The organism is Niallia sp. WK069_GA_01, assembly GCF_983173855.1.
This window is the reverse complement of the sequence record NZ_OZ470138.1, coordinates 3,555,722-3,582,532: the sequence shown is the minus strand read 5'-3', so window position 1 is coordinate 3,582,532 and position 26,811 is coordinate 3,555,722. Positions and strand designations below refer to the sequence as shown.

At 33.0% G+C, this 26,811-nt stretch carries 17 protein-coding genes, 1 pseudogene, 2 CRISPR repeat arrays and 1 riboswitch; of the genes and pseudogenes, 15 read left to right on the top strand and 3 right to left on the bottom strand.

Translation table 11 applies throughout. The features are described from left to right. Positions 1-197: 197 nt before the first annotated feature. Positions 198-1,430 carry a type I restriction endonuclease gene (locus AC5LWL_RS16830; protein ID WP_493435392.1) on the bottom strand — a complete coding sequence of 411 codons (1,233 nt, stop codon included), beginning with the start codon at positions 1,428-1,430 and terminating at the stop codon, positions 198-200. A gap of 482 nt (positions 1,431-1,912) precedes the next feature. On the opposite strand from AC5LWL_RS16830, the pseudogene AC5LWL_RS16825 reads away from it, so the two are divergent. The 5 genes and pseudogenes from AC5LWL_RS16825 to AC5LWL_RS16805 all read left to right on the top strand — a co-directional run bounded on the left by AC5LWL_RS16825 (position 1,913) and on the right by AC5LWL_RS16805 (position 7,666). After that, a pseudogene (locus AC5LWL_RS16825) lies at positions 1,913-2,191 on the top strand (ArsR/SmtB family transcription factor). 112 nt (positions 2,192-2,303) lie between these two features. After that, on the top strand, positions 2,304-2,687 hold the full coding sequence (locus AC5LWL_RS16820) for a VOC family protein (protein ID WP_493435391.1): 384 nt from the start codon (positions 2,304-2,306) through the stop codon (positions 2,685-2,687). Between the two features lie 405 nt (positions 2,688-3,092). Next, positions 3,093-3,965: a YitT family protein gene (locus AC5LWL_RS16815; RefSeq protein WP_493435390.1), complete on the top strand. Its 873-nt coding sequence runs from the start codon at positions 3,093-3,095 to the stop codon at positions 3,963-3,965. Between the two features lie 459 nt (positions 3,966-4,424). Beyond that, positions 4,425-5,018, top strand: coding sequence for a cell wall hydrolase (locus AC5LWL_RS16810; protein ID WP_493435389.1), 594 nt, complete (start codon positions 4,425-4,427; stop codon positions 5,016-5,018). Between the two features lie 323 nt (positions 5,019-5,341). Further along, positions 5,342-7,666 carry a UvrD-helicase domain-containing protein gene (locus AC5LWL_RS16805; protein ID WP_493435388.1) on the top strand — a complete coding sequence of 775 codons (2,325 nt, stop codon included), beginning with the start codon at positions 5,342-5,344 and terminating at the stop codon, positions 7,664-7,666. A 79-nt stretch (positions 7,667-7,745) separates the two neighbouring features. On the opposite strand, the gene AC5LWL_RS16800 is transcribed toward AC5LWL_RS16805, so the two are convergent. After that, positions 7,746-8,408 carry a DUF3885 domain-containing protein gene (locus tag AC5LWL_RS16800; RefSeq protein WP_493435387.1) on the bottom strand — a complete coding sequence of 221 codons (663 nt, stop codon included), beginning with the start codon at positions 8,406-8,408 and terminating at the stop codon, positions 7,746-7,748. A 569-nt stretch (positions 8,409-8,977) separates the two neighbouring features. Then, positions 8,978-9,079: riboswitch (SAM riboswitch) on the bottom strand. A 420-nt stretch (positions 9,080-9,499) separates the two neighbouring features. On the opposite strand from AC5LWL_RS16800, the gene AC5LWL_RS16795 reads away from it, so the two are divergent. The 10 genes from AC5LWL_RS16795 to cas2 all read left to right on the top strand — a co-directional run bounded on the left by AC5LWL_RS16795 (position 9,500) and on the right by cas2 (position 24,479). Next, complete coding sequence (locus AC5LWL_RS16795; RefSeq protein ID WP_493435386.1) at positions 9,500-12,547, top strand: efflux RND transporter permease subunit; 3,048 nt, start codon at positions 9,500-9,502, stop codon at positions 12,545-12,547. Positions 12,548-13,537: 990 nt separating this feature from the next. Beyond that, positions 13,538-14,611: a CRISPR direct-repeat array (repeat unit 29 nt; unit sequence GTTTATATCCCACTACGTTCAGATAAAAG). Positions 14,612-14,976: 365 nt separating this feature from the next. Next, positions 14,977-15,915: a helix-turn-helix transcriptional regulator gene (locus tag AC5LWL_RS16790; RefSeq protein WP_493436637.1), complete on the top strand. Its 939-nt coding sequence runs from the start codon at positions 14,977-14,979 to the stop codon at positions 15,913-15,915. Between the two features lie 318 nt (positions 15,916-16,233). After that, on the top strand, positions 16,234-16,935 hold the full coding sequence (gene cas6, locus AC5LWL_RS16785; protein ID WP_493435385.1) for a CRISPR-associated endoribonuclease Cas6: 702 nt from the start codon (positions 16,234-16,236) through the stop codon (positions 16,933-16,935). Positions 16,936-16,955: 20 nt separating this feature from the next. Then, a complete protein-coding gene (cas8a1, locus tag AC5LWL_RS16780) occupies positions 16,956-18,722 on the top strand; it encodes a type I-B CRISPR-associated protein Cas8b1/Cst1 (RefSeq protein ID WP_493435384.1) in 1,767 nt (588 codons plus the stop codon). Further along, positions 18,715-19,608: a type I-B CRISPR-associated protein Cas7/Cst2/DevR gene (gene cas7i / locus AC5LWL_RS16775; RefSeq protein WP_493435383.1), complete on the top strand. Its 894-nt coding sequence runs from the start codon at positions 18,715-18,717 to the stop codon at positions 19,606-19,608. The genes cas8a1 and cas7i overlap by 8 nt, the downstream gene beginning before the upstream one ends. Positions 19,609-19,619: 11 nt before the next feature. After that, positions 19,620-20,354, top strand: coding sequence for a type I-B CRISPR-associated protein Cas5b (cas5b, locus tag AC5LWL_RS16770; protein ID WP_493435382.1), 735 nt, complete (start codon positions 19,620-19,622; stop codon positions 20,352-20,354). A 76-nt stretch (positions 20,355-20,430) separates the two neighbouring features. Beyond that, positions 20,431-22,686 (top strand): CRISPR-associated helicase Cas3', encoded by a 2,256-nt coding sequence (gene cas3 / locus AC5LWL_RS16765; protein WP_493435381.1) that lies wholly within the window; start codon positions 20,431-20,433, stop codon positions 22,684-22,686. Positions 22,687-22,708: 22 nt separating this feature from the next. Beyond that, the gene (gene cas4, locus AC5LWL_RS16760) at positions 22,709-23,236 is read left to right on the top strand and encodes a CRISPR-associated protein Cas4 (RefSeq protein WP_493435380.1); all 528 of its coding nucleotides are present in this window, start codon (positions 22,709-22,711) and stop codon (positions 23,234-23,236) included. Further along, positions 23,226-24,212 carry a type I-B CRISPR-associated endonuclease Cas1b gene (cas1b, locus tag AC5LWL_RS16755; RefSeq protein WP_493436636.1) on the top strand — a complete coding sequence of 329 codons (987 nt, stop codon included), beginning with the start codon at positions 23,226-23,228 and terminating at the stop codon, positions 24,210-24,212. Before cas4 ends, cas1b begins: the two co-directional genes overlap by 11 nt. Positions 24,213-24,215: 3 nt before the next feature. After that, positions 24,216-24,479, top strand: coding sequence for a CRISPR-associated endonuclease Cas2 (gene cas2, locus AC5LWL_RS16750; protein ID WP_493435379.1), 264 nt, complete (start codon positions 24,216-24,218; stop codon positions 24,477-24,479). A 232-nt stretch (positions 24,480-24,711) separates the two neighbouring features. Beyond that, positions 24,712-26,119: direct repeats of the CRISPR family, unit length 29 nt; unit sequence GTAATATCTGAACGTAGTGGGATATAAAG. A 140-nt stretch (positions 26,120-26,259) separates the two neighbouring features. Here the strand turns inward: cas2 and AC5LWL_RS16745 are convergent. Then, a complete protein-coding gene (locus tag AC5LWL_RS16745; RefSeq protein WP_493435378.1) occupies positions 26,260-26,745 on the bottom strand; it encodes a GNAT family N-acetyltransferase in 486 nt (161 codons plus the stop codon). Between the last annotated feature and the right edge of the window lie 66 nt (positions 26,746-26,811).

The following is a 26,811-nucleotide window of genomic DNA, read 5'->3' as shown; positions in this document are numbered from 1 at the left end:
AAAGTGTCAGGTACCCTAAAAAGACATTTGTCCAAGGACAATGGGTGCCTGAACAAGTTGTTCTTGAATAGCTTTCATACGGAATTCTTTACTTAACAACGAATGCCATAAATTAAAAGATAAAGCAGTTAATTGCATCTTTTTGCTAATCGTTTCCAAAAATCAACAAACTAAATTAAGTGCATACGAATTTCTAATTATTGCAATCTGCTAAAAAACACATCAACATCTTCAACTTTTGAAACAAGATTAGGAATATCTCTTAAGGAAAGATTGGTCAAACAGCTTTTTAAATAATACGTTTTTTCATTGGTGGTTTTGTTTAATCGTGATCCTAACCGTGCGTTGATGAAGCCTGATTTAAGAACAATAGGATTTTCTTTTAAGAATTTTTCGATTTCATTCGATTTAACCGTATATAGGGTGGTATCTTCTCGATTATTATAATAGTGGCCGATTAGGTACCCAGCAATAGCATATCCTTGTAAGAGGATGGATGAAACAAAAAAATCGCTTAATGGATTTCCTTTCTCAACGGAATAGGCTGTTTGTGGTATTTTTAATAATTTTTTATAGGACTCTGGATTAGGAAGAACTACTTTAACGCCTTCAAATTCTTCAAAGGTACCTAATAAGTCAATGTCTTCTGGAGAGTAATAAACTTTTTTCTCCTCCTGTTGTATTTCTTCCATAGCAGCAGCTGCTTCTTGAATCACTTGATTATTATTGGGTATACCGTCAAATTTTTCACTAATAATTTCGGTTAGCGCTTCTTGGATGCATTTTTGCACCAAAGGTCTAGCCGTATTTATGAACTGTTGCGTTACTTTGAATTTAAATCGTTCTTTTATGACAAATTTAATAAAATCATCATTTGGACTTTCAAATATTTCTTTAATGACAGATTTGAAAGATTGAGAGTACATTAAAGATTCAGCAAGAGTTTTGATACTTTCATAGTCGTAGAGGTTTTTAGAAAATTTAATTAAGTGATTAAAATCATCTTCACTGTAGTTGGTAAGGTTAAAAATGAAAAAGGGAGTAGAATCCATTATATTGGTATTATTTAAGTCAGTAAAAAAATGATATTCAATGCCATTCGTTAAAATACCGAGACGAACATTTGGGAAGGTGCTAAAATATCTACTTAATTGAGGAGCATTTTTAACTATCTTGCTGTTCACCGGTTTTGCTTCGACAAATATTTTTGGCTCTCCATTGATTGAGATAGCGTAGTCAACCTTTTCATTTTTTTTATGGAAATCTGCCGTGAATTCCGGAGTAACTTCTTGAGGACTATAAGTGTCATAACCTAAACCTCTGAGAAAAGGTAAAATTAAAAATTGCTTGGTCGATTCCTCGTTCTTAATTAGCTCTTTATTTTCAATCACAACTTTATTTAACATTTCTAAAGTTTCCTTAAGATTCATATTAACACTCTCCGGTTTTATTCTTATTTTAGCATTTCTTCTAGTTAATCCTTTAGCAACTTGTATGTACGTATCAATCTAGTACTAGCTCACTTAAAATTTAAAAGGTTAAATAACGGAGTCTACATCTAGCGAATAAACTGCAATTATGTTAGTACTAAAGTACTTAATTAAATAATATCATTTTTCTTCCAAATTTTCTCTGGAATTTTTATTTTTTCATAATTTTCTCATATTTTATATGTTGTATCTCTAGAAGCAGATTCTGCCCAATATCCAGTCATAAAATTTAGTAAGAACCAATTCTATATTGCCCTACACAAGTGAAAGGTGATGATTGTTATCAGCGGCTATTTCACTATCATAGGCAATATAATGAACGGGATACGGACACTCAAAGATAGATTCATTTTTTTATCTTCTTTGTTAAGTTCGCATGAAACGGTTCCTTCATCATGCAAACACAGAGTTGCTTATAATTGATTTATAAATGGGGACAAACTATATTGAAAGCGCTTGGTGACTCGACTCGGCGGCACATATTAGACGAACTATCCGAACGCAATGAGATGACGTAGTATGAACTTACGGTACGTCTCATTATGAAGTATAACCTTGCTATTTCGCGACAAGTGATAGCTAAACATCTTTTTGTATTGGAAGATGCAGGGCCTGTAAAATCATAATGAAAGGGAAAATATCGAGTGGTAATAGTTAATAACGAGCCACTTAAAAAATTGCTGAAAGGATGGATAGAGTAATTCTAGAAAATCGGAACAGGACTTCTTCTGACAAATGTGTGGTGGTTTTGCTTGCAGTCAGATTATTAGCGCAACATCAAGTGTCAAAAATATCAAAGGAGGCAATAACCATATGAAAATTATTGTTACTAGTATATTTGTACAAGATCAAGATAAGGCACTGGCATTTTATTCAGAAAAACTGGGATTTGTAAAAAAAGAGGACGTTCCCGTTGGAGAATATCGGTGGATAACACTGGTTTCTCCAGATGATCAAGATGGTACCGAGCTATTACTCGAACCTAATCACCGTCCTGCTGCTAAAGAGTATCAAAAGAAAATAAGTACGGAGGGCATTCCAGCAGCAATGTTTGGCGTTGCAGATATTCATAAAGAATACAAACGATTAACGGAAAAAGGCGTGAAGTTTACGATGGAACCGACTGAAATGGGTGCAGTCACAATAGCTATCTTCGACGATACATGTGGCAACCTTATTCAGATACTACAGAAGTAACCTATGATAAATGAACGTAATTCTTAACGACTTTATGGTGGATTTTTTAGATAGGTGAAGTGTCTTTTATCAAACATTATTCAACTTTATGTGAACCCTGTCCTAATTTAGGATGGGGTTCTACTATATAAGAGAACGCTTTGATTGATATCAAATAGAAACGAATATTAATTTGTTAAAATTATTATAGATAGAATTGAATTTTCAACAAAGGAGAAAAAATATAACTGTTAAAGTAAAATTAGAAGATATAATTATCAACTTTGTTTTTTTAAAAGTAAAGAAATCAAGCGGAAAAAAGAAAGATCAGAGCAAAAATGAACACTTGAATAGAGTACAGTGTTAAAATAAGTAATAAAGGAAGAAAAATTACATAAATAAGGTTGAAACGGGGAAAGGAATCAAATGAGTACAATAACAAAGAAAAAAAGTAACAAAATTTTTAAATTTTCACGTGCATTATTGGTGATTATTGGGGGAATTATTACAGCTTATGGATTAGAAGCCGTTTTAATTCCAAACTTTGTATCAGATGGTGGTGTAACAGGTTTAAGTATTGTTGGATCGCAATTAATTGGCTTGCCATTAGGACTTCTAATTGCTGTATTAAATATACCATTTGTATTTTTAGGATATAAACAAATTGGAAAAAGCTTTGCCATTTATTCTGTGATTGGAATCGCTTCACTAGCCGTTAGCACGAGTCTTATGCACCATGTGCCAACGATTATAGATGGAGATACGTTGCTTGTAACCGTTGTTGGTGGGATTATTATCGGTTTTGGAATGGGTCTGGCTTTGCGTAACGGCGGCGCATTAGACGGAATTGATATGTTAGCCGTATTGCTTTCTCGGAAATTGCCTTTTGGAACAAGTGATCTTATTCTATTTTTAAATATGTTTGTTTTTGTTATTGTATCTACGGTGTTTGGTCTTCAAGGGGCTATTTTATCGGCCATTGCTTATTATATTGCATCGAAAGTGATACATATTGTAGAAGAAGGTTTAAGTGGTTCGAAAACCTTTAATATTATTACCGATCATCCGGAATTAATGGTGGAGACAATTCGTGATCGATTAGGCCGTGGAGCTACGTATAAACTAGCTCAAGGTGGTTATTCACAAGAAGAATTTAAGGAAATTACCTGTGTTATTAACCGCCTTGAAGAAAGTAAAATGAAAGAAATTATCCGTGAAATTGATCCGAAAGCCTTTGTCGCAATTTACGATGTATCCGAAGTAAAGGGTGGGAACTTTCAAAAGAAAAATATTCATTAATAATTTAGTTAGCATATAAACGGATATAGTGGAGGGTTGGAAAAAGAGGGACTGAAAATGGTTCCTCTTTTTTCGATTTTAGGGAAGAAGGATGGGGGTAAATTAGTAAAAGGACGAACCATTGTATTAAAAAATAGACTTGAATCTGGTGTTTCGCTATGTTTTCTGAATTATGTAAAAGTTCTTATGGAATGAAGAAGCTATTTAAGAAGAGGGCTGATTTTAGTCTTATGTAATATACATGTTACCATGTTGTAAAATTTAGTCCGCATTTTCCTATAAGAGGATTTTATTGGGGGATTTAATAAGATGGATAATAATTCCTCTATCAATTTTCACCCTTTATTATCATAGCTTTATACTAGCAATCTTGTTTTTACCAAGTTTTGTGCCATGATTGAAAATATTACATTTGATAGTCTAGTAGTAGATAATGAACTACTACTGGAGGCACAAGATATGAACAAATTTAAAAAAATAATGGTAGCAGCAGGTTTAATCGTAACGATTTCCGCATTTACGTTAACAAATGAAACAGAAGCAGCAACAAATCGTACAATACATAATGGGGACACATATTGGAAAATAGCAAAGGGGTTTGGCGTTCCGGTGAAAAGTGTAATGAATGCCAACGATAGCAAACCACTTATTGCAGGTGAAACAATGATTCTGCCTAACGCTACTATTTCCGCTACCGATAAAGATTTAATGGCACGTTTAGTGCATGCAGAAGCAGTGGGGGAGCCATATGCTGGAAAAGTCGCTGTTGCTGTTGTTATCCTGAATCGTGTAAAAAGTAATCAATTTCCAAATACAGTCCGTGAAGTTATTTACCAGGTCACAGATGGACATTATGCATTTACTCCTGTACAAAATGGACAGATCAATAAATCAGCTGATGCTGCATCGAAAAGGGCAGTAAATGAAGCAATTGCTTTAGATGGATCAGGGAATGGATCTTTATTCTTCTATAATCCGAAAACCTCAAGCAGCAAATGGATTTTATCCCGTTCTGTTACAGTGGAAATCGGGAATCACCGATTTGCAAGATAAGAAAGGGATGAAAGAATGTCTTCAAAGAGCTTTGACTTTTTGGAGGCATTTTTTATTTGGAGAAAATAAGGTGTAATTAGTTACTATTTTTCAATGTTTTTAGTGAAATGGTATGCTTCTACAGATATTATTAGTAGATTTATATAGTGTAAGAATAAATAAAGTATAAACATGGACTTACGATGGATATCAAATACAAATATCATTGCGGATGAGGTTTAAATAAAAGATACCAGTTATCCTCCATATATGACAACTATTCTGTATAATAAAAATAACAATTAAAGTAAATTCTTTATTTACTATCCATCAATCTCTCAAGGGTGATTTCATTGAATCAAAAGGAAGATTTTTTTGAAAGAAAAAAAAGACAAATAGGTGTTCATTTAAATGAAGTGCAGAAAAAGGCTGTTCTTCATACGGAGGGACCTTTCCTATTGCTTGCAACCCCCGGTTCCGGGAAAACAACTACTACGATTATGCGCATAGGTTACTTAATAGAAGAAAAGCGAGTGCATCCCTCACGTATTAAAGCCGTAACGTTTAGTAAAGCAGCTGCTTCCGATATGAAAGAAAGGTTTAAACGATTTTTTCCTGACCACCCAGATAATTCAGTAGATTTCTCCACGATCCATAGTCTATCCTTACAAGTTGTTCGTGATTATTTTTATTCAAAGGGAATATCCTATCAATTAATTGAAGGGAAAGCGGATCAAAACTCAAGTAGTCCTCCTGTACAGAAGAAACAAATTCTGAGAAAAATTTTTAAATCGGTCAATCATGAAAGTGTTTCAGAGGATCAGTTAGAGGAATTAACAAATTATATTAGCTTTATTAAAAACAAGCTGCTCCCTAAAAGAAATTGGTCGAGTGTTAAATGTGATGTTCCAAACGCAGAGCAAATCTTAACAGATTATGAAAAATATAAGAGAGCAGATCAAAATAAGTTGTTAGTTGATTTTGATGATATGCTTACCATTGCAAATGCAGTATTTGCGAAAGATGCTGCACTCTTAAGAAAATATCAGCAAAAATATGATTATATCCTAACAGATGAGAGTCAAGATTCTTCAATGGTTCAGCATGCTATAATTGAAAAATTAGTGCAGCAGCATCAGAATTTGTATGTGGTTGCAGATGATGATCAATCGATTTACGGTTGGAGGGCAGCAGAGCCGCAATATTTGCTCCAATTTAAAAAAGTTTATCCACATGCCGTTATTTTAATGATGGAGAAAAATTACCGTTCTTCAAAGGAAATTGTCGAAACAGCGAACCAATTCATTAAACAAAATAAAAATCGTTATGATAAAAATATGCATACAGAAAATCCACCCAATAAACCGATAGTAATTAAATGTTTTGAAGACTATAAATTCCAGGCGAAATATTTAGCACAAGAAATAAACAAGCTGCAAAACTATCAAGATGCGGCCATTTTATTCCGAAATAAATCATCCGCTATCATCATAATAAATGAATTTGACAGAGCTGGTATTCCTTTTTATATGAAAGACCATGAAAATCGTTTCTTTTCGCATTGGGTTGTAAAAGATATTTTAAACTTTATGCGTTTTTCCTTTAATGATAGGAGACTAGATATATTTGCAGAAATTTCTAGGAAACTGACCCTTTATATTTCAAAAGACCAAGTAGATAGCATGAAGAAATGGCAACCCCAGGATTCCGTGTTTGATGTTCTTTTAAAACATATGAAGTGGAACAATAGCCAAGCGAGCATCTTAAAAGAATATAAAACTATTTTTCAAAAGATGAAAGGAACATCCCCACTTGAAGCAATCCGAACTATTCGTTTTCAGTTGGGGTACGAGGAAACGCTGATAAAAATTGCAAAAAAATTAGGATATAATAAAGAATATTTACTGGGAATTCTTTTTACATTAGAAGAAATGGCGGATTCACTAGAAACAATGGAAGAGTTTGCAGCGAGGCTTAAACATTTGGAAACGGTGTTAGAGCGTTCTAGGTTTAATAAAAACAAAAATGCCGTTACTCTCTCAACGCTGCACAGTTCAAAAGGATTAGAGTTTAAGCGAGTCTATATGGTTGATTTAATTAATGGGGTAATCCCATCCGCTGAGGACATCGAAGAATTTGAAAATGGCAGCGCTCAGCTTCTAGAGGAAGCAGTTCGCCTATTTTATGTTGGTATGACAAGAGCGGAACATTCATTGGAATTGCTTTCTTATAACAAACAATATGGCAGCCGGGTTATGCCGTCAAAATTTGTAGGGAATGTAAAAAACATCATAAATCCGCCAGTGAAAGTAATAAAAAAGAAACCACAAGGCAGTAAGAATAATCCACAATCAACTGCCTTATTACATTATAGTAAAGAAATAGAAACATTTATTCAAAAAGAAAATATCCCTATTTTTCTTGCAAGTAAGGTGTGTCAATACCTTATCGAAAACTGTCATGCACCTAATGACAAATATGTAACTGGAAAATATAAAATCTATCCCTCGGTTGTTCAAGCGTTAGAATCATTAATTAAACAGGGATATTTAGAATTTGCAGGAGAAAAAGGCAGGCAAGATCGATATTATAAAAATGTATTCTATGCAAATTCTGTAACGAAAAAGGAAGATGCTATTATTCAAATTTCCTTATTTGATCAAGAATAATTTATCGGCTAAAACAGGATAGAACGATTAATGCCTGCTCCCCGAAGCGTTAATATTTAGAGTAGGGGGACAGGCAGCTTTATTTAAATAGCCGGTCAATTTGTTCGCGGTCATAATCCAATATCCAAAGGTTTAATTCTTTATATAGCGTATATAAAGAATTTTTATTTGCCGCAATAACGTCACAGCCTCGATCGTCATAAAGGTGATAAATCATTTTTCTGGTCACATTTATAAAGTATATATCACAACCAGGCCGATCGTTATTTTTTAAGATGCGTGTCGGATGTGGAAAATCCTCATAGCTTATAGCGGACAGCAGCTGACTGTACCGGATATCTTTCTTTTTACACTTCAGAACAAATCGATGTGTGACCATATCTTCGTCAAAATCAGGTTCGGTGAACACACTGGGCAATAATTGATACTGTAGTCTGCGTAACAATTTTTTGCTCTTAACATATTTTTGATACACTTTTGTTGGTCTTTTTTGCAAAAAATTATCCTTCTTTTCACAATGAATGTCCGTGACAAGCAATAGTTCATCTGTATCATGAAAAACATGATTAAAAATACCTGTGCTTCTTTCGTTAATTTGTTGAAGATTACGTTCATCTAAATGGTTCACCGAGGGTATAGCAATTTCAAAACGTATACCATATTTCCATGAATAAAATAGTGGTGGTCTAAGGGGAAGTTGATCAAAACTCTTCTTCATCAATTGAGTTAACTCGTTTAACATTAGCGATACTCCTGACTTCATTGGATAGTGTTTTCATTATAACAAAAAAAGTCACAGTGACGTCCCGAATTTAATCGGATTTTGTCGAAGTTTGATAGTTTAGAAGAATTTTTTATGCTTTTCGCTATATTTAAAATGGAGGTCACTGAAAAAGATGTGGGAATTTTCTTTGGATGTGGAGAGACTAGTTCATTATTTTTTCCAAAAATGATCATTTTTCTGTGTCTTCCTTAAAGTGTGAAAGAGTTATAGATACGGGCAGCAGGAAATTATCGAAAAGATAAAAATAATCCAGCAGGAAAACAAAAATCCAAACGATGCTTCTTCCATTTATACACTTTGGGAAAAGTTCAAACATATTAATAAAGAGATTCTTTCTATATACCAACAATTACGAAATCAATCTTCTAAATAAAGTATCACCAATGTTTCCTGCATAAAGATATAAATCTAGATAATCATTTATTTGGTTAGTAGTCGTTATTTATCATAATAATAACTCTCCCTTTCTATACAAAAAATCCTCTTCCTAAGAAGAGGATTTTTATTTTTATATAAAAAGGTACCTCTTCTTATCGTTCAAAGCTATGCTTTGTTGGAATTAGCACCATCAAAAAAATGTGGTTGCTGAGGTTTCATCGGGCCAGTCCCTCCACCTCTCTGGATAAGAGATTTTTTGTATATGTAATATTTTTTTTAATTCTAACTGAAATACTATGAATTGTCAATCGTTTAAACTTGATCACAGTGACGACCCGAATTTAGTCGGAGTTTGTCGAAGTTAATGGATTAGAAGAATTTTATTCTTTACGCTTTCCCTATGTATTAAGTGGAGGTCACTGGGAAAATCAGTGAATGAAGAGGGGGATGAAGAAGTTCCCTTGTATATAGAGAAAAATGAAATTAACGCGAGATTCTTTTCACGTTTCTCAAATTTATCAATTTCTCGCTTAAAGGCTATAGGGATAAGCATCGATAGCCCTTTTTAAGTCTTAAGTCTTAGTTATTTCTAAATCTCTGGTTCATTATGAAAAATGTGGAAAGTTTAGTATGATAAAGCAGTAATTATTAAATTTATACGAGGAGGACAAATGAAATCTATTATTCGTTTTAGTATGAAAAATACGGTCGCTTTATGTTTAATTGTTGCGATGCTGATTGGAGGAGGGATTTATTCTGTTCAGAAAATGAACGTTGAAAAATACCCTGGAGTGGATATTCCTTATTTAAGTGTATTCATTTCCTACCCTGGTGCATCGCCGGAGCAGGCATCGAAGGATATTGCAGAACTTGTTCAGAAGGAAGTCATGAATATTAATGGAGTGAAAAACGTATACTCCGACGCGACGGCATGGGGAGTTTGGATCACACTCGAATACGAAATGAGTGTAGATATGGATGATGGGGAGGATCTTGCAAGACAAGCCATCTCTAAAGTCAAGCTACCAGAGACGGCAGGTCAGCCTGAATACATGCGTCAATCTCCTGATGGTGAAGCAGTTTATAAAGTAGGTCTTTATGCAGATGGAGATCAGAAGGACATACAAAACTATGTAAAAACAGAAGTAGTTCCTGCTTTAGAAGGAATCGAAGGTGTAGCAGAGGTTAAAGCTGCAGGTATTGATGAAAATAAGCTGTTTGTTGAGCTTTTACCGGAAAAGCTAACACAATATGGATTGACGCTTGATGAGGTAAAGCAAGCAATCTTGGCCAATCATTTATCCATTCCAACTGGTGAAGTTGCTGTTAACGACGAAGTATTGCCTGTGCGCGTAAGCAAAGAGCTCAGCTCAGTAAAGGGCGTTCAAAATATCAACATTCCTTTACCTAATAAAGCAACGGTTAAAGAGGGATCATCCGTACCATCTATTCCATCTATCCAATTAAAAAAAATTGCAAATGTCAGCATTGGGAAGGGGGAGCAAAATAGTTATACTAGAATTAATTCTAAGCCGGCTGTCATTATCGATTTAACTATTGAATCGGGAGAAAATACGGTTGCTATTGTAAAAGAAGCCAATAAAATGTTAAAAGAAATGGATATTCCATCTAATTATAAATTGGATACACTTTCCGATCAATCGATATCCATTCAGGAATCGGTTTCATCGATGCTGCGTGAAGCAATATTAGGTGCCGTAATGGCTGTTATTGTTACGTTATTATTTTTGCGCAACATTCGTTCAACACTTATTGCTATTATTTCTATTCCGCTTTCCATCCTATCATCGTTTTTATTGTTAAAAATGTTGGGATATACATTAAATATTATGACGCTAGCAGGGATTGCTGTAGCGGTTGGTCGAGTCGTAGATGACTCCATCGTTGTCATTGAAAATGTATTCCGTCGAGTAAGTGCTTCCAAAAATCATAATCAAAAGCTAGTCGAAGAGTCGACAAGTGAAGTGGCATCCGCCATTACGTCATCGACAATTACGACCGTTGCCGTCTTTTTGCCAATGGCATTCGTCCCTGGCATTGTGGGGAGATTCTTTGCACCACTTGCATGGACGGTAGTCATTTCTTTATTGTTCTCTTTATTGACAGCAATCACGATTGTTCCATTGCTATCTAGAATCTTTTTGCTAAATATTAAACCGATGGAACATAAAGAGAACGGAATTCAAAAAACATATCGAAAGGCATTGGCATGGGCACTTTCGCATCGAGCAGTGACTTTAATAGTAGCTGTGCTTTTATTGGCGACAAGTATCGTAACAATTGCGCCAAGACTTGGAACGACCTTTTTGCCACAAGAGGAATCATTTGAATACCGAACTTCTATTTCTATGGAGCAAGGAATTGGAGCAGGGAAGACAAATGAACTGGCAAGTCAAGTAGAAAGTATTTTAATGGATAGAAAAGAAATAAAGCAAATCGCAACTTCTGTAGAGGAGGGTTCAGCGTCTATTTCTTTTGTCATGAAAGATTCGGTGAAAGAACCTAAAAAATTAGCAAAAGACCTTCGAAATGAATTTAAGGACATAAATGGTGCAAAGGAAATTACCTTGACTAGTACTGGAGATATGACTGGAGGCGGTCAATCTTACTTAGAGATTATTGTAAATGGTCCAAATATTGAAGATATAAAATCAGGAAGCGAGCAGATGACCCAAGCACTAAAAAAAATTAATGGATTAGCCGATATCAGTACAAATCTTGAAGGAGAAAAGCCTGAAATTAATATCGATTTAGACGACCAAAAGCTTAGTGATCATGGTCTCATGCCAGGAATGGTCGCTCAAAGCCTTCGCAGCCTTATTACGGGTGATACTGTAACAGAGCTCGAGTTGAATGGCGATAAAACCGATTTACAATTAAAGCTTCAATTAGACGATGTTTCATCCATTAAAGCACTCGGAGAGCAAAAAATAAAGAACCCATTAGGTCAAGAGGTAGCTATAAAGGATCTCGGCACGCTTGAAAAAGTAAAAAATAGAATTTCTATTAGTGATTTAAATGGAAAAGAATACGTGATGCTTCGAGCAGCCATTACAGATCCTAATACAGGTGAAATAAGTAATAAAGCCAATGCAGCGCTAGAAAAACTAGACTTGCCGAATGGAGTATCTTGGTATAAAGAAGGGGCTTCGGCTGCAATGGATGAAGGCTTTAAAAACATGACGATTGCTATTGCGGTTAGTATTCTACTAGTCTATATGGTTATGGTTATCTCTTTTGGAGAAGGAAAGGCACCATTTGTGATTCTTTTTGCTATTCCATTCTCTTTAATAGGAGCCTTAGTTGGATTGTTTGTTGTAAAAGAACCAATTGGAATGCCGGCCATGATCGGTGTCATGATGCTAAATGGAATTGTTGTAACCAATGCGATAGTATTGCTTGACCGTGTAAAGCAAAACGAAAAGCTAGGTTTAAGTATCCACGAATCCTTGCTTGAAGCAGGTGCTGTTCGAATTCGCCCGATCCTTATGACAGCCATCGCGACAGTTGGAGCCTTGATTCCAATGGCTGTTTCTAGCCACGCCGGACTCGTGTCCCGATCTTTAGCTGTTGTCGTAATCGGAGGGTTAACGACATCCACGATTCTAACGTTAATTATCATTCCCGTTCTATACAGTCTCTTTCATCCGAATAGAAAGAACAAACGAAGTGAAAAGAGCGATCATGAAGTTGCGTAAGTAAAGACGTAGCGGAATCAAAAACCGTATAAAGATCAGACTTCAAAAAATGTGGATATTGATAAAGGAGTGTTAGGTTTACTTCAGAGCCACTGGTGATTTAGGAAATATCATTGAATTGAAATTAACTTCCAGTAATCAAGGACAAATGGGCATGGGTACAATTCAACATATTTCAGGCAAACAAAGGATGATTAGGATTAATTAGATTGGCTGCACTACGCGATTTGGAATAGATGAATACTTCGCAGTGGAATATCATGCTGATCAGATAGGAACACAATTAAATTATGAAGCAGTAAATGAAGCCGTGACGACCTTCGGAGTGGAAAAAAAGTTGATCGAAGCTGGAAAGAAGGAATTGAAAGAGATTATAGCAGGCATTTTTTTCAGAATTTACAATAAACTGCATAAAATATTTTATTGAAAAGCTGATTCTTTTGAGTCGGCTTTTTTGCTTATAGGACTGTGTACGCAGTTTTGATAATTGAAACTCTACCAATCTATTTAGTAATTTCATTTTCTTTTGAAATTTTTCTATTAATAAGTACATAACCAAACCAATGTGGCGAAGCTCACTCTCATTATTTGTTCCACTTAAACTGTCGATACAAACAATCTAAACACTAGAATGGATTTTGGTAAATACAGGATGGGAAATATGTAAATGCTTCTTTATTTTTCCACTACGTTCAGATAAAAATCCACCAGCAAACTTTTAACACTTCCATACTTCCATCATTTATATCCCACAACGTTCAGATAAAAGAAATTTCCAAGACGTAATAATTTAGTAGCATCTTTAGTTTATATCCCACTACGTTCAGATAAAAGTTATTTTATCCGGTATGCTATTCTAATGTTTTTTGATGTTTATATTCCACTACGTTCAGATAAAAGCAACGTGTACACTTTAACACACTGGTAAATATGTAGTTTATATCCCACTACGTAAGCCAAAACAAAATGCAATCCGTCCACGTATTCTTCTGTTTATATCCCACTACGTTCAGATAAAAGGGGATTTCGCTTAAATAAGAATGTTTCATCCACATTGTTTATATCCCACTACGTTCAGATAAAAGTGGTTGGATGGAGGATTTACTTTCTTCTTGTCCACGTTTATATCCCACTACGTTCAGATAAAAGGCTAAAATACCGCAACATCTAAAAAAAGATATGTACGTTTATATCCCACTACGTTCAGATAAAAGGTATGGATTCTGTGACTGGAGATATTACTACTCAATTGTTTATATCCCACTACGTTCAGATAAAAGTGTTGTGGTGGTTTTTTAAAAGATTCATTCATTGAGTTTATATCCCACTACGTTCAGATAAAAGTATAAGATTTTTGGATTATAAAGCTAAAAATCGTTTGTTTATATCCCACTACGTTCAGATAAAAGGCAAATGTTAAAGATAAGTTTCCCTTTTCGATTCCCGTTTATATCCCACTACGTTCAGATAAAAGAAAATTACTCCTGAAGAAGCTGAACGATTTCCTAAAAGTTTATATCCCACTACGTTCAGATAAAAGTTTTTAGATGATGATCCAATTGCTTTTTCTGTTCAAGTGTTTATATCCCACTACGTTCAGATAAAAGCCTCATAGAGACAAGGAAACCAACTACAGTCCTTAGTTTATATCCCACTACGTTCAGATAAAAGATTATCAAGTATATAATGATATTCAGACTTACTATGGTTTATATCCCACTACGTTCAGATAAAAGTTAACCGAATTGAATCTGCTGCACTTGAAGGATACACGTTTATATCCCACTACGTTCAGATAAAAGTGGACAGCAAGCGTGTCTTCGGTAAATCAAACATAAGTTTATATCCCACTACGTTCAGATAAAAGCTTTTGCTAGTCTTTTTGCCATATTTATATTTACTTGGTTTATATCCCACTACGTTCAGATAAAAGAAAACAATCTCATTATAGATTAGCTAATTGGATTATGTTTATATCCCACTACGTTCAGATAAAAGTTAGAAGTTATCATCCGCATATAGAAAGGAATTCCTAGTTTATATCCCACTACGTTCAGATAAAAGCCTCTGGAAAATTGCATGGAAAACCTTTATATACCAAGGCTTGGAGAGCATTCTAGTTTTATTAATGTTTCTCCGTTTTGCAGTGAACCGATGATTGTGTTTTTCATATTTAATAAAAAGAAGGCTTAATCCCTTGGTGCTTCTGGGTTTGTGGCAGTTTCTTATGAAAATAGGTTCACTGCAAAATATGATTGAGATTATAATAATTATTGTTTAGAATATCCTTTTAGAATGATACTGTGAGAGTAATTATATTTAGTATATTATAACTTTTTGGGAAAATAGAAAAGTATTTTATTGTCTTTTGGTATAATAGGAGAAAAATGAGATTATGCATTTATTTAGGAGTTGTTTTCTAGGTGAAAATGAATAAGGTGGAGCGGCTTTTTAAAATTATTGATTATCTTAGTAGTACTGGAGATTTTGTGACTGCTAAAGAATTAGCAGAGGTTACAGAAACATCCATACGCAATGTTTACCGAGATATAAGTGAGTTAGAAAAGGTTGGTTTTTATTTCCATTCAGAGAAAAAAGGCTACCTTTTAATTCAAAAGCCAATCAACCAAAACACTGGATTAACAGATAGAGAGTGGCTATCTCTGTTATTAACTCAAGCACTGCCAAAGCAGTATGTAATTAAAGAAAACTTGAAGAAAATAGAATTCAAATTTGACAGAAATAAAATAAATAAAGAAACAAAGTGGAATCAGATAATTAGTAATCGTATACTGCATCATTTTCTTTATCATGATACATATGATGAAAATTTAATGATTGCTCTTGTAAATGCAATGGAAAAGAGCAGAAATATCTTAATAACGTATTACAGTCCTACAAATGAAGCTGAAACAAGTCGGATTGTCCATCCTTATTATATTGTAGATAGAGATGATCATTATTATGTTGTTGCTTATTGCAATGAAAGAAAAGACATTCGTAATTTTCGTGTGGATAGAATTAGAAATTGGCAATTACAAAAAGAAAAATTTATTGTTCAAAAAGATTTTTCTATTACCAATCATCTTGCAACTTGGAAAATGGATAGTAAAGATGAAATAAATAGATTTGTTATACGATTTAGTAATAAAGTAGGAAAATATATAAAAGAAAAAAAGTTTTACGATAAGAATGCTATAATTGAAGAGGAAGAGGATGGTTCGATTCTTTTAACTATCGAGACGATGAGTAAACTATTTCTGCGATGGATTAGAAAGTATGGAATGGATGCAGAAGTACTTGAACCCCGTCATGTAAGAAAGCAGTTAAGAGAAGAATATAAAAAGCTGCTGAAAAGCTATGAGTAATAAATTGTATTTGAACAAATGTGGGATGTAAATGTTTATTATTATTTTATCAAAGATTGTTTTATTATTTGAACGCAGTGGTCAAAAATTTTAAATTGTGTAATTGTCATAGAAAAAAGCTGAGTTGGAACATTAATTTTCCTGCTCAGTTTTTTTGTGTTTTTTTGACAGAAAGTTTGTTCGCTGACTGTTTTTGTCAGTTTAAATTTTAGAATAGTTGTATAATAGAATATAGAAAAAAATGCTAAAAAGGTTGATTGTTTCCAATGATTGGTATAAAATTAGGTATATAAAATAATATTAAACTGGAGGAATAAAATGCGATGTGTTTTTAGTTTTCAGATTGAACACTTTCCTTTACGGTATCGTCTATTATTATTGTCATACTTAAAGGAAATTGTTCGATCACAATCAGAGGATTTTTATCAATCATTTTTTGCGGATAGGGAAAAAGTAACAAAGGAATTTTGTTATGCGCCTTATTTTCCGAATATTCAAATTAAAGAAGATGGAATTATTTCCAATACGTTGAATTTAACTGTATCTAGCTCTAATTATGAGATGATCATTCATCTTATTAACGGGGCTCAACAAAAAAAAGAATACTACTATAAAGGAAGTACAATGAAATTTACTGGAGTGAAAATGATAAAGGAAAAGCCGATTATACAATCACCGATATGGTTTAAGACTTTATCTCCTCTGTTGGTTGAATCAAAAGATAAAAAACCTTTGCTTGCTAGTGATGAAAATTTTGAAAAAGAATTAAATATTATCTGTTCAAAAATGATAGAAAGCAAGTATGGAAGGTCGTTATATCAACCAATTAAAATACTAAAGCATCATTTGAAAAAAACGGTTATAAAAGAAAATTTACATCAAAAATCAGGTGATTTATTTTTTACAGGAAATATAGGACAAGTATTATTAGACGGGGATCCACGAGATTTAAACGTATTTTATTTGGAGGGAATATCACTTCGTAGTAATCAGGGGTTTGGTTGTTTAGATATGGTGTAACTTGAAAGGAGGTGAAGATTATGACAATGGTAAGAGTGGAGACAGCAGATGCACTTTTAAATGCTGGCATCACAGGTTTTGTGAATATATTAGAAGAAGCAAATATATTTTATAAATCTACTAGTAATTATGTAGAGTTTGACCTCTCCGTCTTAGAGAATTTTCAATATTATTATTTTCAATATTTCGAAAATAAATACAAAGATCTTTTATCCTTAACTTATATTGTATCAAAGGGAAAGGAATTCCTTCATAAAAAAGAATGGGATGACAAGGCAATAGAGGATTGGAATAAATATATTGAAAGAGCAAAAAAAAATCTTAAAAGTAACAGTTATGCAGCTGCCTATAAAATGATTAATCGTAATGAAGTAGATTTATTAGAGATGGGAAAAAAATTAAAAAAGTTCAAGTTAAAAAAGAATGAAACTATTCCCGCTATTCAAAGTGAAATTGATGAAGGGAAACAATTCCTTCATGTAATTATTGAGTATTTAGAGAAATCAGAAGTGAAAAAATATATTTTAGCAAAAAATACTGCCTATACAATAATTGATAACTTTTGGAGTGGCGTATCTTTTCTACATAAGTCATCTACAACATTAGATATATTTGAAGAATATAAAAAATATTTTATTGATCCCATTAAAATTTATTACAAAGAAGATCATTCAAAAGATAAGTATGTATGTTTTATTAGCAATCAACCAATTAAAAAGCTATCAAAACCACACGCTTATGATATGGCTTGGCTAACTAAAATGGGGGTAGATATGAGTAGGAAAACCTCCCATTTTTGGAACTTACAATCTAATGTATGTTATATCTCACCGCTTATAAATTTTATTTATTCTTGTATTCCTGCAGGTTTTACTTTTATTAACAAGCAAGGCTACTTTGTGAATTGTAATAGTTCAATTGATGGTTTAATTACATTAAATAAAAATTATGAAATGGAAGCTATTAAGGCAGATAATAGTATCCAATTATTAGAAGCGAAAACGTATTATCAGTTAATAGATTTCATGGAAGCACAAAAAAATAAACAATCAAAAAATGAAATAGATAATATTCAAATCATTAAATTTAGCAATTTAGATAATAAAACAGATAATTTCCGACCATATACTTATAATGTCTTATCAAAAGATAAATTAGATGTGATAAAAAGACATCAAACAACATTAAGCAACATGATTAGCAAGGTTGTTAAAACAAGTGATAATACCTATTTGAATATTTACCAACATGTAATGGATCGTCTGTATAAAAATAAAAATCAATTTGATTTAATAAGTTTGTTATGTCGAACAAACTTGCCGAAAATGGCGGATGAACCTATTCGAAGTAATCGTTTAATACTAGATATTGTTTACTTGAATAATAGTTTTATTGGAACGATTATTCAATATCAAAAAAAGAAAGGAGATGATTTGATGAGTGAATATTATTCTTATGTATCAAGGGATAAAATTGCAAGTGTTGAAAATGCAGGAAGAAAATTAGCACAAAACTATAATTTTAAAAATTCAAGCAATAAATTAGGGGGGATTACCTACCGTTTGCTTAATGCTTTAAAAACCAAAGACAAGGGGAGGTTTATGGATACTTTTGTTAATGCACATATGTATGCAGGAAAAGAGGGAGATATAACCATCCCACCACAAATGATTGAGGCGCTTACAGATGAAGATAAATTGCAAACACTTGGTTACGCATTTGTTTTAGGTCTACGCTCTGGCCTTAACCCAAAAGGAGAGAAAAAGGAGGAAGCAAAAAATGAATAAAAAAGGTTTAACTTTATCAGTTGTTTTTGAGGCGGAAAGTGGAAATTACGGAGAAGGTGTTGGTAACGTTACTTCATTAAAAAAACTAACGAGAGGTACTGGGGATAGCTTTACCTATATTTCTAGACAAGCGTTGCGTTACAATATTATTCAACAAATGGGGGAAGATCGCACGCCACTTGAATTAGACAAATCTGTTATTCAGTTTGCACCAGATGCATTAATTTCTGATTATCCTGAAATCGATTTATTTGGTTATATGAAAACAAATAAAGCAACAAAGACTCGTCCAGCTGTTGTTCGCTTATCCAATGCTATTGCATTAGAGAGTTTTCAAGCAGATACTGATTTTTTAACGAATAAAGGATTGTTAGACCGTTATCAATTAGCAAGTGGTAATGATGGAAAAGAACAATTGAAAGGAGGAAATATTGCTCAAAGTGAAATTCACCATTCATATTACACGTATACGATCACTATTGATTTAGATCAAGTTGGTATTGATCACAATGAAAAAGAAATCTCTGTATCTAATGAAGAAAAAGCAAAAAGAGTGAACGCTCTGTTACAAACATTAAAGTTTTTATATCGTGATATAAAAGGAAGAAGGGAAAACTTTTCCCCGATTTTTGTGATTGGTGGAGTATATGATATCAAAAACCCATTTTTTGAAAACCGCATGAAAGTGAAAAATAATCGATTAAATGTAGAAACGTTACAAGGAGTATTATCGTTAGACACACAAGTAGCTGAAAATACAAAATGTGGACTAATAGAAGGAATATTCAATAATGACGAACAAATTCAACAGAACTTATTTCCACTATCTGTAGCTGCTTTCTTCGAATTTATCCAAAAAGAAGTAAGTAATTATTACTTAGATTAAGGGGTGATTTCATGAAAGCACTTAGAATAAAACTATATCAAAATATGGTTAATTATAAATTACCATCCAGCTTTCAATTAAAAGAAACCTACCCACTTCCACCTTACTCCACAGTATCTGGAATGATACATCGAGTATGTGGATTTACTGAATATCATCCATTGAAAATTAGCATTGTTGGAGATTATTACTCGAAAGTAAATGATTTAGCAACAAGATATGAATTTGCCGCTTCCTCCTATGAACAAGTAAGACATACGCATAAATTACATTCTTCAGATGAAAATAGAGATTATGGATTAATACGAGGAATTAGTACGACTGAACTCTTAACCGATGTAGAATTAATGATTCATGTTTTACCAGAGAGAGACGAAGATTTAGAAGTGATATTTAAATCATTTAAAAATCCAGCAGAGTATATATCACTTGGTCGTCGAGAGGATTTAGCAAGGGTGGAAGAGGTCAAAATAGTGGGGATAGTAGAGCAGGAATTAGAAGAAGATTTTATATTAAAGTACTCTTCCTATATACCTGTAGAGTTATTTGATAATTATAGTGCCGAAAATGTGGAGTTTGCGACCGTGTATAAATTGAATCGTTTTTATGAAAAAGTACAAATTAAAAAAGGTGTAGAGCAGCGAAGATGGAAACAAGTTTCTGCATTCTATGGAGCAAAAGGTCGAGAATTGATTTATGATACTTATGAATTTGATGAAGATGGAAATATTGTATTCTTTTCGTAATTGAAAAGATTTTGAAGTTACAGAGACTAGGGATTAAACAAATTTTTCCTAGTCTTGTTAGAAGGGAGCAAAAAGATTGCATAATTTATTTCTTGCAAAATCAGATGATAACTTAGAAGAAACGATAATAAAGCATACAGAAAGGTTAGTACAAGAACTAGAAAATCTAAAAGGAATTTACTCTAACATACCCTTTCTTAGATGGGATTTATTAAAAAAATCGTGCATTTATCATGATGTAGGAAAAATGAATACAAAATTTCAGAATAAATTATTGGTGGCTCTTAAAAAAACAGATTGTTTATTACATGATGGAATACCAAATGTTATGGAAATTCCTCATGGCTACTTAAGTTGCGCTTTTATTCCTTATGATCTAATAGAAGGCGATGATGAGAGGAAAATTGTTGCGCAAGCTGTTTATTTTCATCATAATCGACCAGCAGCAACTCCTCAAGATTTAAAAGCAACGATTGATCAAGATTTGCCTCATTATTTTAAACGGTTTAAAGAAGTGTTTCCGTACCCTATAGCTGAACCAAAAAGAAGGTTTAAAAAATATGTTCATAGAAGAATAAGAAAAAAATGCAACCCCGAATTAGCCAAACAATTTGTCCTTGTCAAAGGGCTGTTAAATAAAATTGACCACGCTGCTAGCGCAAACATACCAGTAGAAATTGCGAATCCAGGTTTAATTAGCTATGTGGATGAATTTTTAACTAGAAAATATGATAGTGGGAGGAATGGATTACAAAACTATTTGATGGAACATCAAGATGAAAATAATATAGTTATTGCTTCCACAGGAATAGGAAAAACTGAAGCAGCACTATATTGGATTGGAAGTGCTAAAGGATTTTTTACATTACCGCTTAGAGTCTCTATAAATAGCATCTATAAACGTATAGAAAATGAAATTCGGTTTAAACAAGTTGCGCTTCTACATTCAGAGACAGAAAGTGAATATATAAAAAATGATATTTATTCGATAGACTATTTTGAAAAAACAAAGCAATGGTCTATGCCACTTACTATTTCTACTCTTGATCAGCTATTAGATTTTGTCTTTAAAGAAGAAGGTTTTGAAAAAAAATTAGCTACTTTAGCTTATTCAAAACTAATTATTGATGAAATTCAAATGTATTCACCAAAAATGGTAGCATGCCTTTTAGCTGCATTAAAAGAAATAACGGAAATTGGTGGGAAATTTACTATTATGACAGCAACATTTGCTCCTTTTTTAAACGATTTATTAAACGATTTGCGAATTCCTTATAATCAGCCAGCTGTCCCCTTTTTTAAAAAGGTAAATGGTCAAGTTGCAGTCCGCCATCGTCTTATAGTGAAAAATGAGCAGATAAATTTAGAAGATATTAAGAAAGATAACGAAGATGAAAAAATATTAATTATCGTAAATACAGTTAAAAAAGCACAAGAAATATTTGATGTATTGATAAAGGAACGAACGGATGTATTCTTATTTCATAGTAGATTTACGAAAAATAATCGAAAAGAAAAGGAAGATAAGATTCAAAAAATGGGGAAATTAGAGAACAAAAGCAGTGGTATTTGGATTACAACGCAAGTGGTAGAAGCGAGTGTAGATATTGACTTTGATGTACTTTATACTGAATTATCTGATTTGAACGGTCTATTTCAAAGGATGGGCAGAGTATATAGAAATAGAGTATTAAATCATAAAAGAGTAAATGTATTTGTTTATGATGGTGGTAACGATTACACATCTGGTATAAGTTTTCAAGAAAAGTATAGTATAGTAGATACCAGTATTTTTGAAATTTCTAAAAAGGCATTAGAAAAATATAGAGAGCCAATTGTATTTACTGAAGAATTAAAAATGAAATTAATAGAGAACAACTATACAACGCTACATCTAAAGGGAAGTAGTTATTATAAAGAGATTTGCGAGTTTTTGAAAATTTTAAAAAGTATAAGAGAATACGAAGATTTAGATTCAAGAATAACCAATTTAAGAGAAATATTTAATGAAACGATTATCCCCTATTCTGTTTACCAAAATAATCAAGAGGAAATTGACAGCTTACTTTCTTGCTATAATAAAACGTTAAGAAAAAAAGCAACAGATGAATCAAAAGCAGATCGTGCAACATTAAGGGAAAAACTATATGGATTTACAGTAGATCTTCCACAATATCGAGTAGCGATAGCGAATTCATTAAATAGAGTTGAAAAATTACTCAAAATAGGTAACTATGCGTCTATCAAAATCGTTGACTATGAATATGACCAACATAGGGGTCTAAAATATACAAATGATATGAAATTATTTTCTGATAGTCAGTTTACATAGTATTAAAGAGGAGGAGAAATGGATGCTACAAACGAGAACTGTAGGTGGTGTTGATTTATCTTATTACATTGTATGTAAACGAAAATTGTGGCTCTATAAAAAAGGAATAGGGATGGAGAATGAATCAGATAGAGTGATACAGGGGGCTGTTCTTCATGAATCTTCCTATTCTCGTCTTAAAAATAAGGAAATATTAATAGACGGCGCTTTTAAAATCGATGCCATTGACGGAGATTATGTCAGAGAAATAAAGATTTCTAGCAAGATGAAAGAATCGGATGAGATGCAAATGTTGTTCTATCTATATCAGCTTTCTCTCAGAGGTATTGAGAAAAAAGGATTAATCAGCTATACGAAAGAAAAGAAAACAATTGAAGTAATTTTAACAGAAGAAAAAGTAACTAAGGTAAAAAAGGCAATTGCAGAAGTATACAAAATTATAGAACGTGAGAAACCTCCAGTTCTGAAGAAATTACGATACTGCAAAAGTTGTGCCTATTATAATTTTTGTTTTTCAAGGGAGGATGATGACGATGACGATGATGCGTGATCATTATGTTTTTTCGAATGGTCGTTTAAAAAGGAAGGATAATACGATTTATTTTGAGAATGAAGAAGGGCAGAAGAAACCACTTCCGATTGAAAAAATTCAAACGTTGCATTTGTTTGGAGAAATTGATGTTAATACAAAACTATTAACTTATTTAAGCCAATATGGTATTACTTTGCAGTTTTATAATTATTATGGATTTTTTACCGGTGCATTTAATCCTCGTGATGCTAAAGAATCTGGCCATGTGATTGTGAAGCAAAGTGAACATTATTCAGATAGGTATAAACGATTGTATATAGCTTATCAATTTTTAAATGGGGCAGTACATCACATGCTTCGAAATTTGCGTAACTATAAAGAAGGAACTGCTGAATATATAGAAGGGATTCAACTACTATTGAGCCAATTACATACGTCTACTAGTATTCATGAATTAATGGGACGAGAAGGGCAAATTCGTCACTTGTACTATCAATCTTTTAATCAGATATTAAAACAGGATTTTGTTTTTGAAAAAAGAGAAAAGCAGCCACCAAGAGATCCGATTAATGCGCTAATTTCATTTGGTAATACATTAATGTATCGAGCGGTATTGTCGGAGATTTATAAAACTTCTTTGAATTCTACCATCAGTTATCTCCATGAACCATCCACCAAGAGATTTTCCTTATGCTTAGATTTAGCCGAAATTTTTAAGCCATTAATTGTGGATTCGATTATTTTTTCACTAATTAATAGAAGACAAATTACGAAAAAGCACTTTGATTATTTAGAAGGAGAAATTTGTTATCTAAACGAAGAAGGAAAGAAAAAATTTATTACCGCATGGGAGGAAAAATTGAATCAATCTGTTAAACATCGCATGTTGAAAAGAAATACAACCTATCGTTATTTAATTCGATTGGAATGTTATAAATTAATTAAGCATGTAATTGGCGATGATGTATATAAACCATTGAAAGCGTGGTGGTAATAAGTGTTTGTAATTATCACATATGATGTTGGTGAGAAAAGAGTAGGAAAAGTATGTAAAAAACTTCGTGAATATTTGGATTGGACACAAAATTCTGTGTTTGAAGGAGAAATAACACTTGGAAAATATACGCAATGTATGGCAGAATTAAATAACATCGTAAATAAAGAAACGGATTCTATCTATGTGTACCAGGTGAAGAATCCGAGAAACATAAAAAAGGTGGTACATGGTAGAGAAAAGAATCCATTTGATTTATTTATATAGTAAAATAGCATGAAAACATATTATAATTATTCTAAATAAGTAGCAGATTTGCAGTAAACCTATTTTAAACCAAAAGTACATCAATCCCTTGTGGCTCAAGGGACCAAATCCTATTTTTGAGGGATTGTAAAAACACGACTAACGGTTCACTGCAAAAAGGTAAAATATTGAGATATCAACAATCCGCTTAAACCCTTGGTGTATAAGGGTTTTCGTGGACTGGATTTTGAGGGTAATATCTGAACGTAGTGGGATATAAAGAATGGAGAACTATCAGAGTTCTTTGCTGATAACAAACGTAATATCTGAACGTAGTGGGATATAAAGTATTGCAGGTCATTGGGAACTACTTTGATTGATCCAGTAATATCTGAACGTAGTGGGATATAAAGATGTCTATACCGACTTTACCAATCCCATGTCTACCTTTAAAGTAATATCTGAACGTAGTGGGATATAAAGTTAAGTTTAAAATAATGGAAAACATTTGTGATAAGTTGTAATATCTGAACGTAGTGGGATATAAAGAGAAGAAAGGCTTTCTGGACTGGCTGTTCTAAATCAGTAATATCTGAACGTAGTGGGATATAAAGTAATTCTAGTAAACCGCATGTGGTGAATGATTATTAGTAATATCTGAACGTAGTGGGATATAAAGGAATGCCGTGGTCAAGCTGGATACAAAAGGCGAAGTGGTAATATCTGAACGTAGTGGGATATAAAGTCAATTAAGGATATAAATAAAATCTTCCCGAATCAGAGTAATATCTGAACGTAGTGGGATATAAAGCATGGAATAGTCCAGATTCATTGGAATACGACGAAGTGTAATATCTGAACGTAGTGGGATATAAAGGAGAGGGTTAGACTATATAAAGATGGAATAAAGATTAGTAATATCTGAACGTAGTGGGATATAAAGCTAGTGTTGTTTTTATATATGTTGGATGTTAAAGAAGTAATATCTGAACGTAGTGGGATATAAAGGATATCAGCCTTGGTATTACTGTAAAAAGAAAAACAGGTAATATCTGAACGTAGTGGGATATAAAGTCAGGGAATACTTTAGGTCTTTACAGATTACGTGTTGGTAATATCTGAACGTAGTGGGATATAAAGCAAGCTGCACAAGCGAGTGTGGGGGCGGATGGAACGGGTAATATCTGAACGTAGTGGGATATAAAGTAGAGAGTTGTACGAGCGGCTGATGTAGCCTCCCTGTAATATCTGAACGTAGTGGGATATAAAGATTATTAACTTAGAAGAAGATACTTTCGTTGAAAATGTAATATCTGAACGTAGTGGGATATAAAGTATGGAAATTTCATTAATCCCTAATCGAGAATTAAGTAATATCTGAACGTAGTGGGATATAAAGGTTTTAGCAAAGTTCATAAACGCTTTACGATATTCAAGGTATCATCTGAGCGTAGTGTGATATAAAGAACAAAACGCAAACCTTGAAAAGCTAACCAAAAAATCGTATCATTTGAACATAGTGGGATATAAAGAAAAGAGAAGATAGAACCTTACCGGAACATTCAATTGTATTATTCGAACGTAGTGGGATATAAAGTCCGCCGGAGCAGTCGGATTGGATACTCTAGCTGTGTATCATCTGAACGTAGTGGGATATAAACGGAGAAGTAGAGTTTTGTAAATGAAAATAAATCAATTGCTACTACAAAAACTCCTCATTGTGAATAGATTTACAATGAGGAATCTTTCATTTGATTACAGAAAAATTATTTACATCAAATAGTTCACGCATGTGGGAACTTTAAACGCTAAGCATCATTCTTACTGTATGTAGTATATGCCCTTGAAAATCTTCATTAAATTCGGAAACTACATGAAATCCTTTTGCTTTGTAGAAGGTGGTACCGATTTTGTTTTCTTTTTCTACATTTATGTAAATTTCTTTGACACCTTCTAAATTCTTCACACCTTCATGCAACAAAGAGGTTCCTATTCCTTTACCTTGATATGCTGAATATAAATAAATTGCCGCAAGTTCAGCTTTCCCTTCGTCTTTAACACGAGAATAGTTAGCAAAACCAATTATTTTTCCTTCAGTTTCTGCAACAAAAAGGTTAGTATGCTCTAATCGCCATTTCATCATTTCATTGTTATACGCAGATTTTAAGAAATTTTCTTGAATCTCAAGAGGAATAATTCCTTCGTATGTGTCGTTCCAGCTTGATTTAGCAACGTGTTGCACTTGTTGAATATCAGCCTTTTGCATTTCTCGAATTACAACATCCATTTTATCATCTCCTCCTTTAATTTCTAGAATTTAGAATATTATACCATTTACTTCTTAAAAATTGAT

What these genes read in the sequence shown, in the direction of transcription:
- AC5LWL_RS16745 (WP_493435378.1), bottom strand. Translation starts at nt 26,745, where the DNA reads ATGGATGTTGTAATTCGAGAAATGCAAAAGGCTGATATTCAACAAGTG.
- AC5LWL_RS16790 (WP_493436637.1), top strand. Translation starts at nt 14,977, where the DNA reads ATGAATAAGGTGGAGCGGCTTTTTAAAATTATTGATTATCTTAGTAGT.
- cas1b (WP_493436636.1), top strand. Translation starts at nt 23,226, where the DNA reads ATGATGCGTGATCATTATGTTTTTTCGAATGGTCGTTTAAAAAGGAAG.
- AC5LWL_RS16810 (WP_493435389.1), top strand. Translation starts at nt 4,425, where the DNA reads ATGAACAAATTTAAAAAAATAATGGTAGCAGCAGGTTTAATCGTAACG.
- cas6 (WP_493435385.1), top strand. Translation starts at nt 16,234, where the DNA reads ATGCGATGTGTTTTTAGTTTTCAGATTGAACACTTTCCTTTACGGTAT.
- cas8a1 (WP_493435384.1), top strand. Translation starts at nt 16,956, where the DNA reads ATGACAATGGTAAGAGTGGAGACAGCAGATGCACTTTTAAATGCTGGC.
- cas7i (WP_493435383.1), top strand. Translation starts at nt 18,715, where the DNA reads ATGAATAAAAAAGGTTTAACTTTATCAGTTGTTTTTGAGGCGGAAAGT.
- AC5LWL_RS16800 (WP_493435387.1), bottom strand. Translation starts at nt 8,408, where the DNA reads ATGTTAAACGAGTTAACTCAATTGATGAAGAAGAGTTTTGATCAACTT.
- cas4 (WP_493435380.1), top strand. Translation starts at nt 22,709, where the DNA reads ATGCTACAAACGAGAACTGTAGGTGGTGTTGATTTATCTTATTACATT.
- cas5b (WP_493435382.1), top strand. Translation starts at nt 19,620, where the DNA reads ATGAAAGCACTTAGAATAAAACTATATCAAAATATGGTTAATTATAAA.
- AC5LWL_RS16795 (WP_493435386.1), top strand. Translation starts at nt 9,500, where the DNA reads ATGAAATCTATTATTCGTTTTAGTATGAAAAATACGGTCGCTTTATGT.
- AC5LWL_RS16815 (WP_493435390.1), top strand. Translation starts at nt 3,093, where the DNA reads ATGAGTACAATAACAAAGAAAAAAAGTAACAAAATTTTTAAATTTTCA.
- AC5LWL_RS16820 (WP_493435391.1), top strand. Translation starts at nt 2,304, where the DNA reads ATGAAAATTATTGTTACTAGTATATTTGTACAAGATCAAGATAAGGCA.
- AC5LWL_RS16830 (WP_493435392.1), bottom strand. Translation starts at nt 1,430, where the DNA reads ATGAATCTTAAGGAAACTTTAGAAATGTTAAATAAAGTTGTGATTGAA.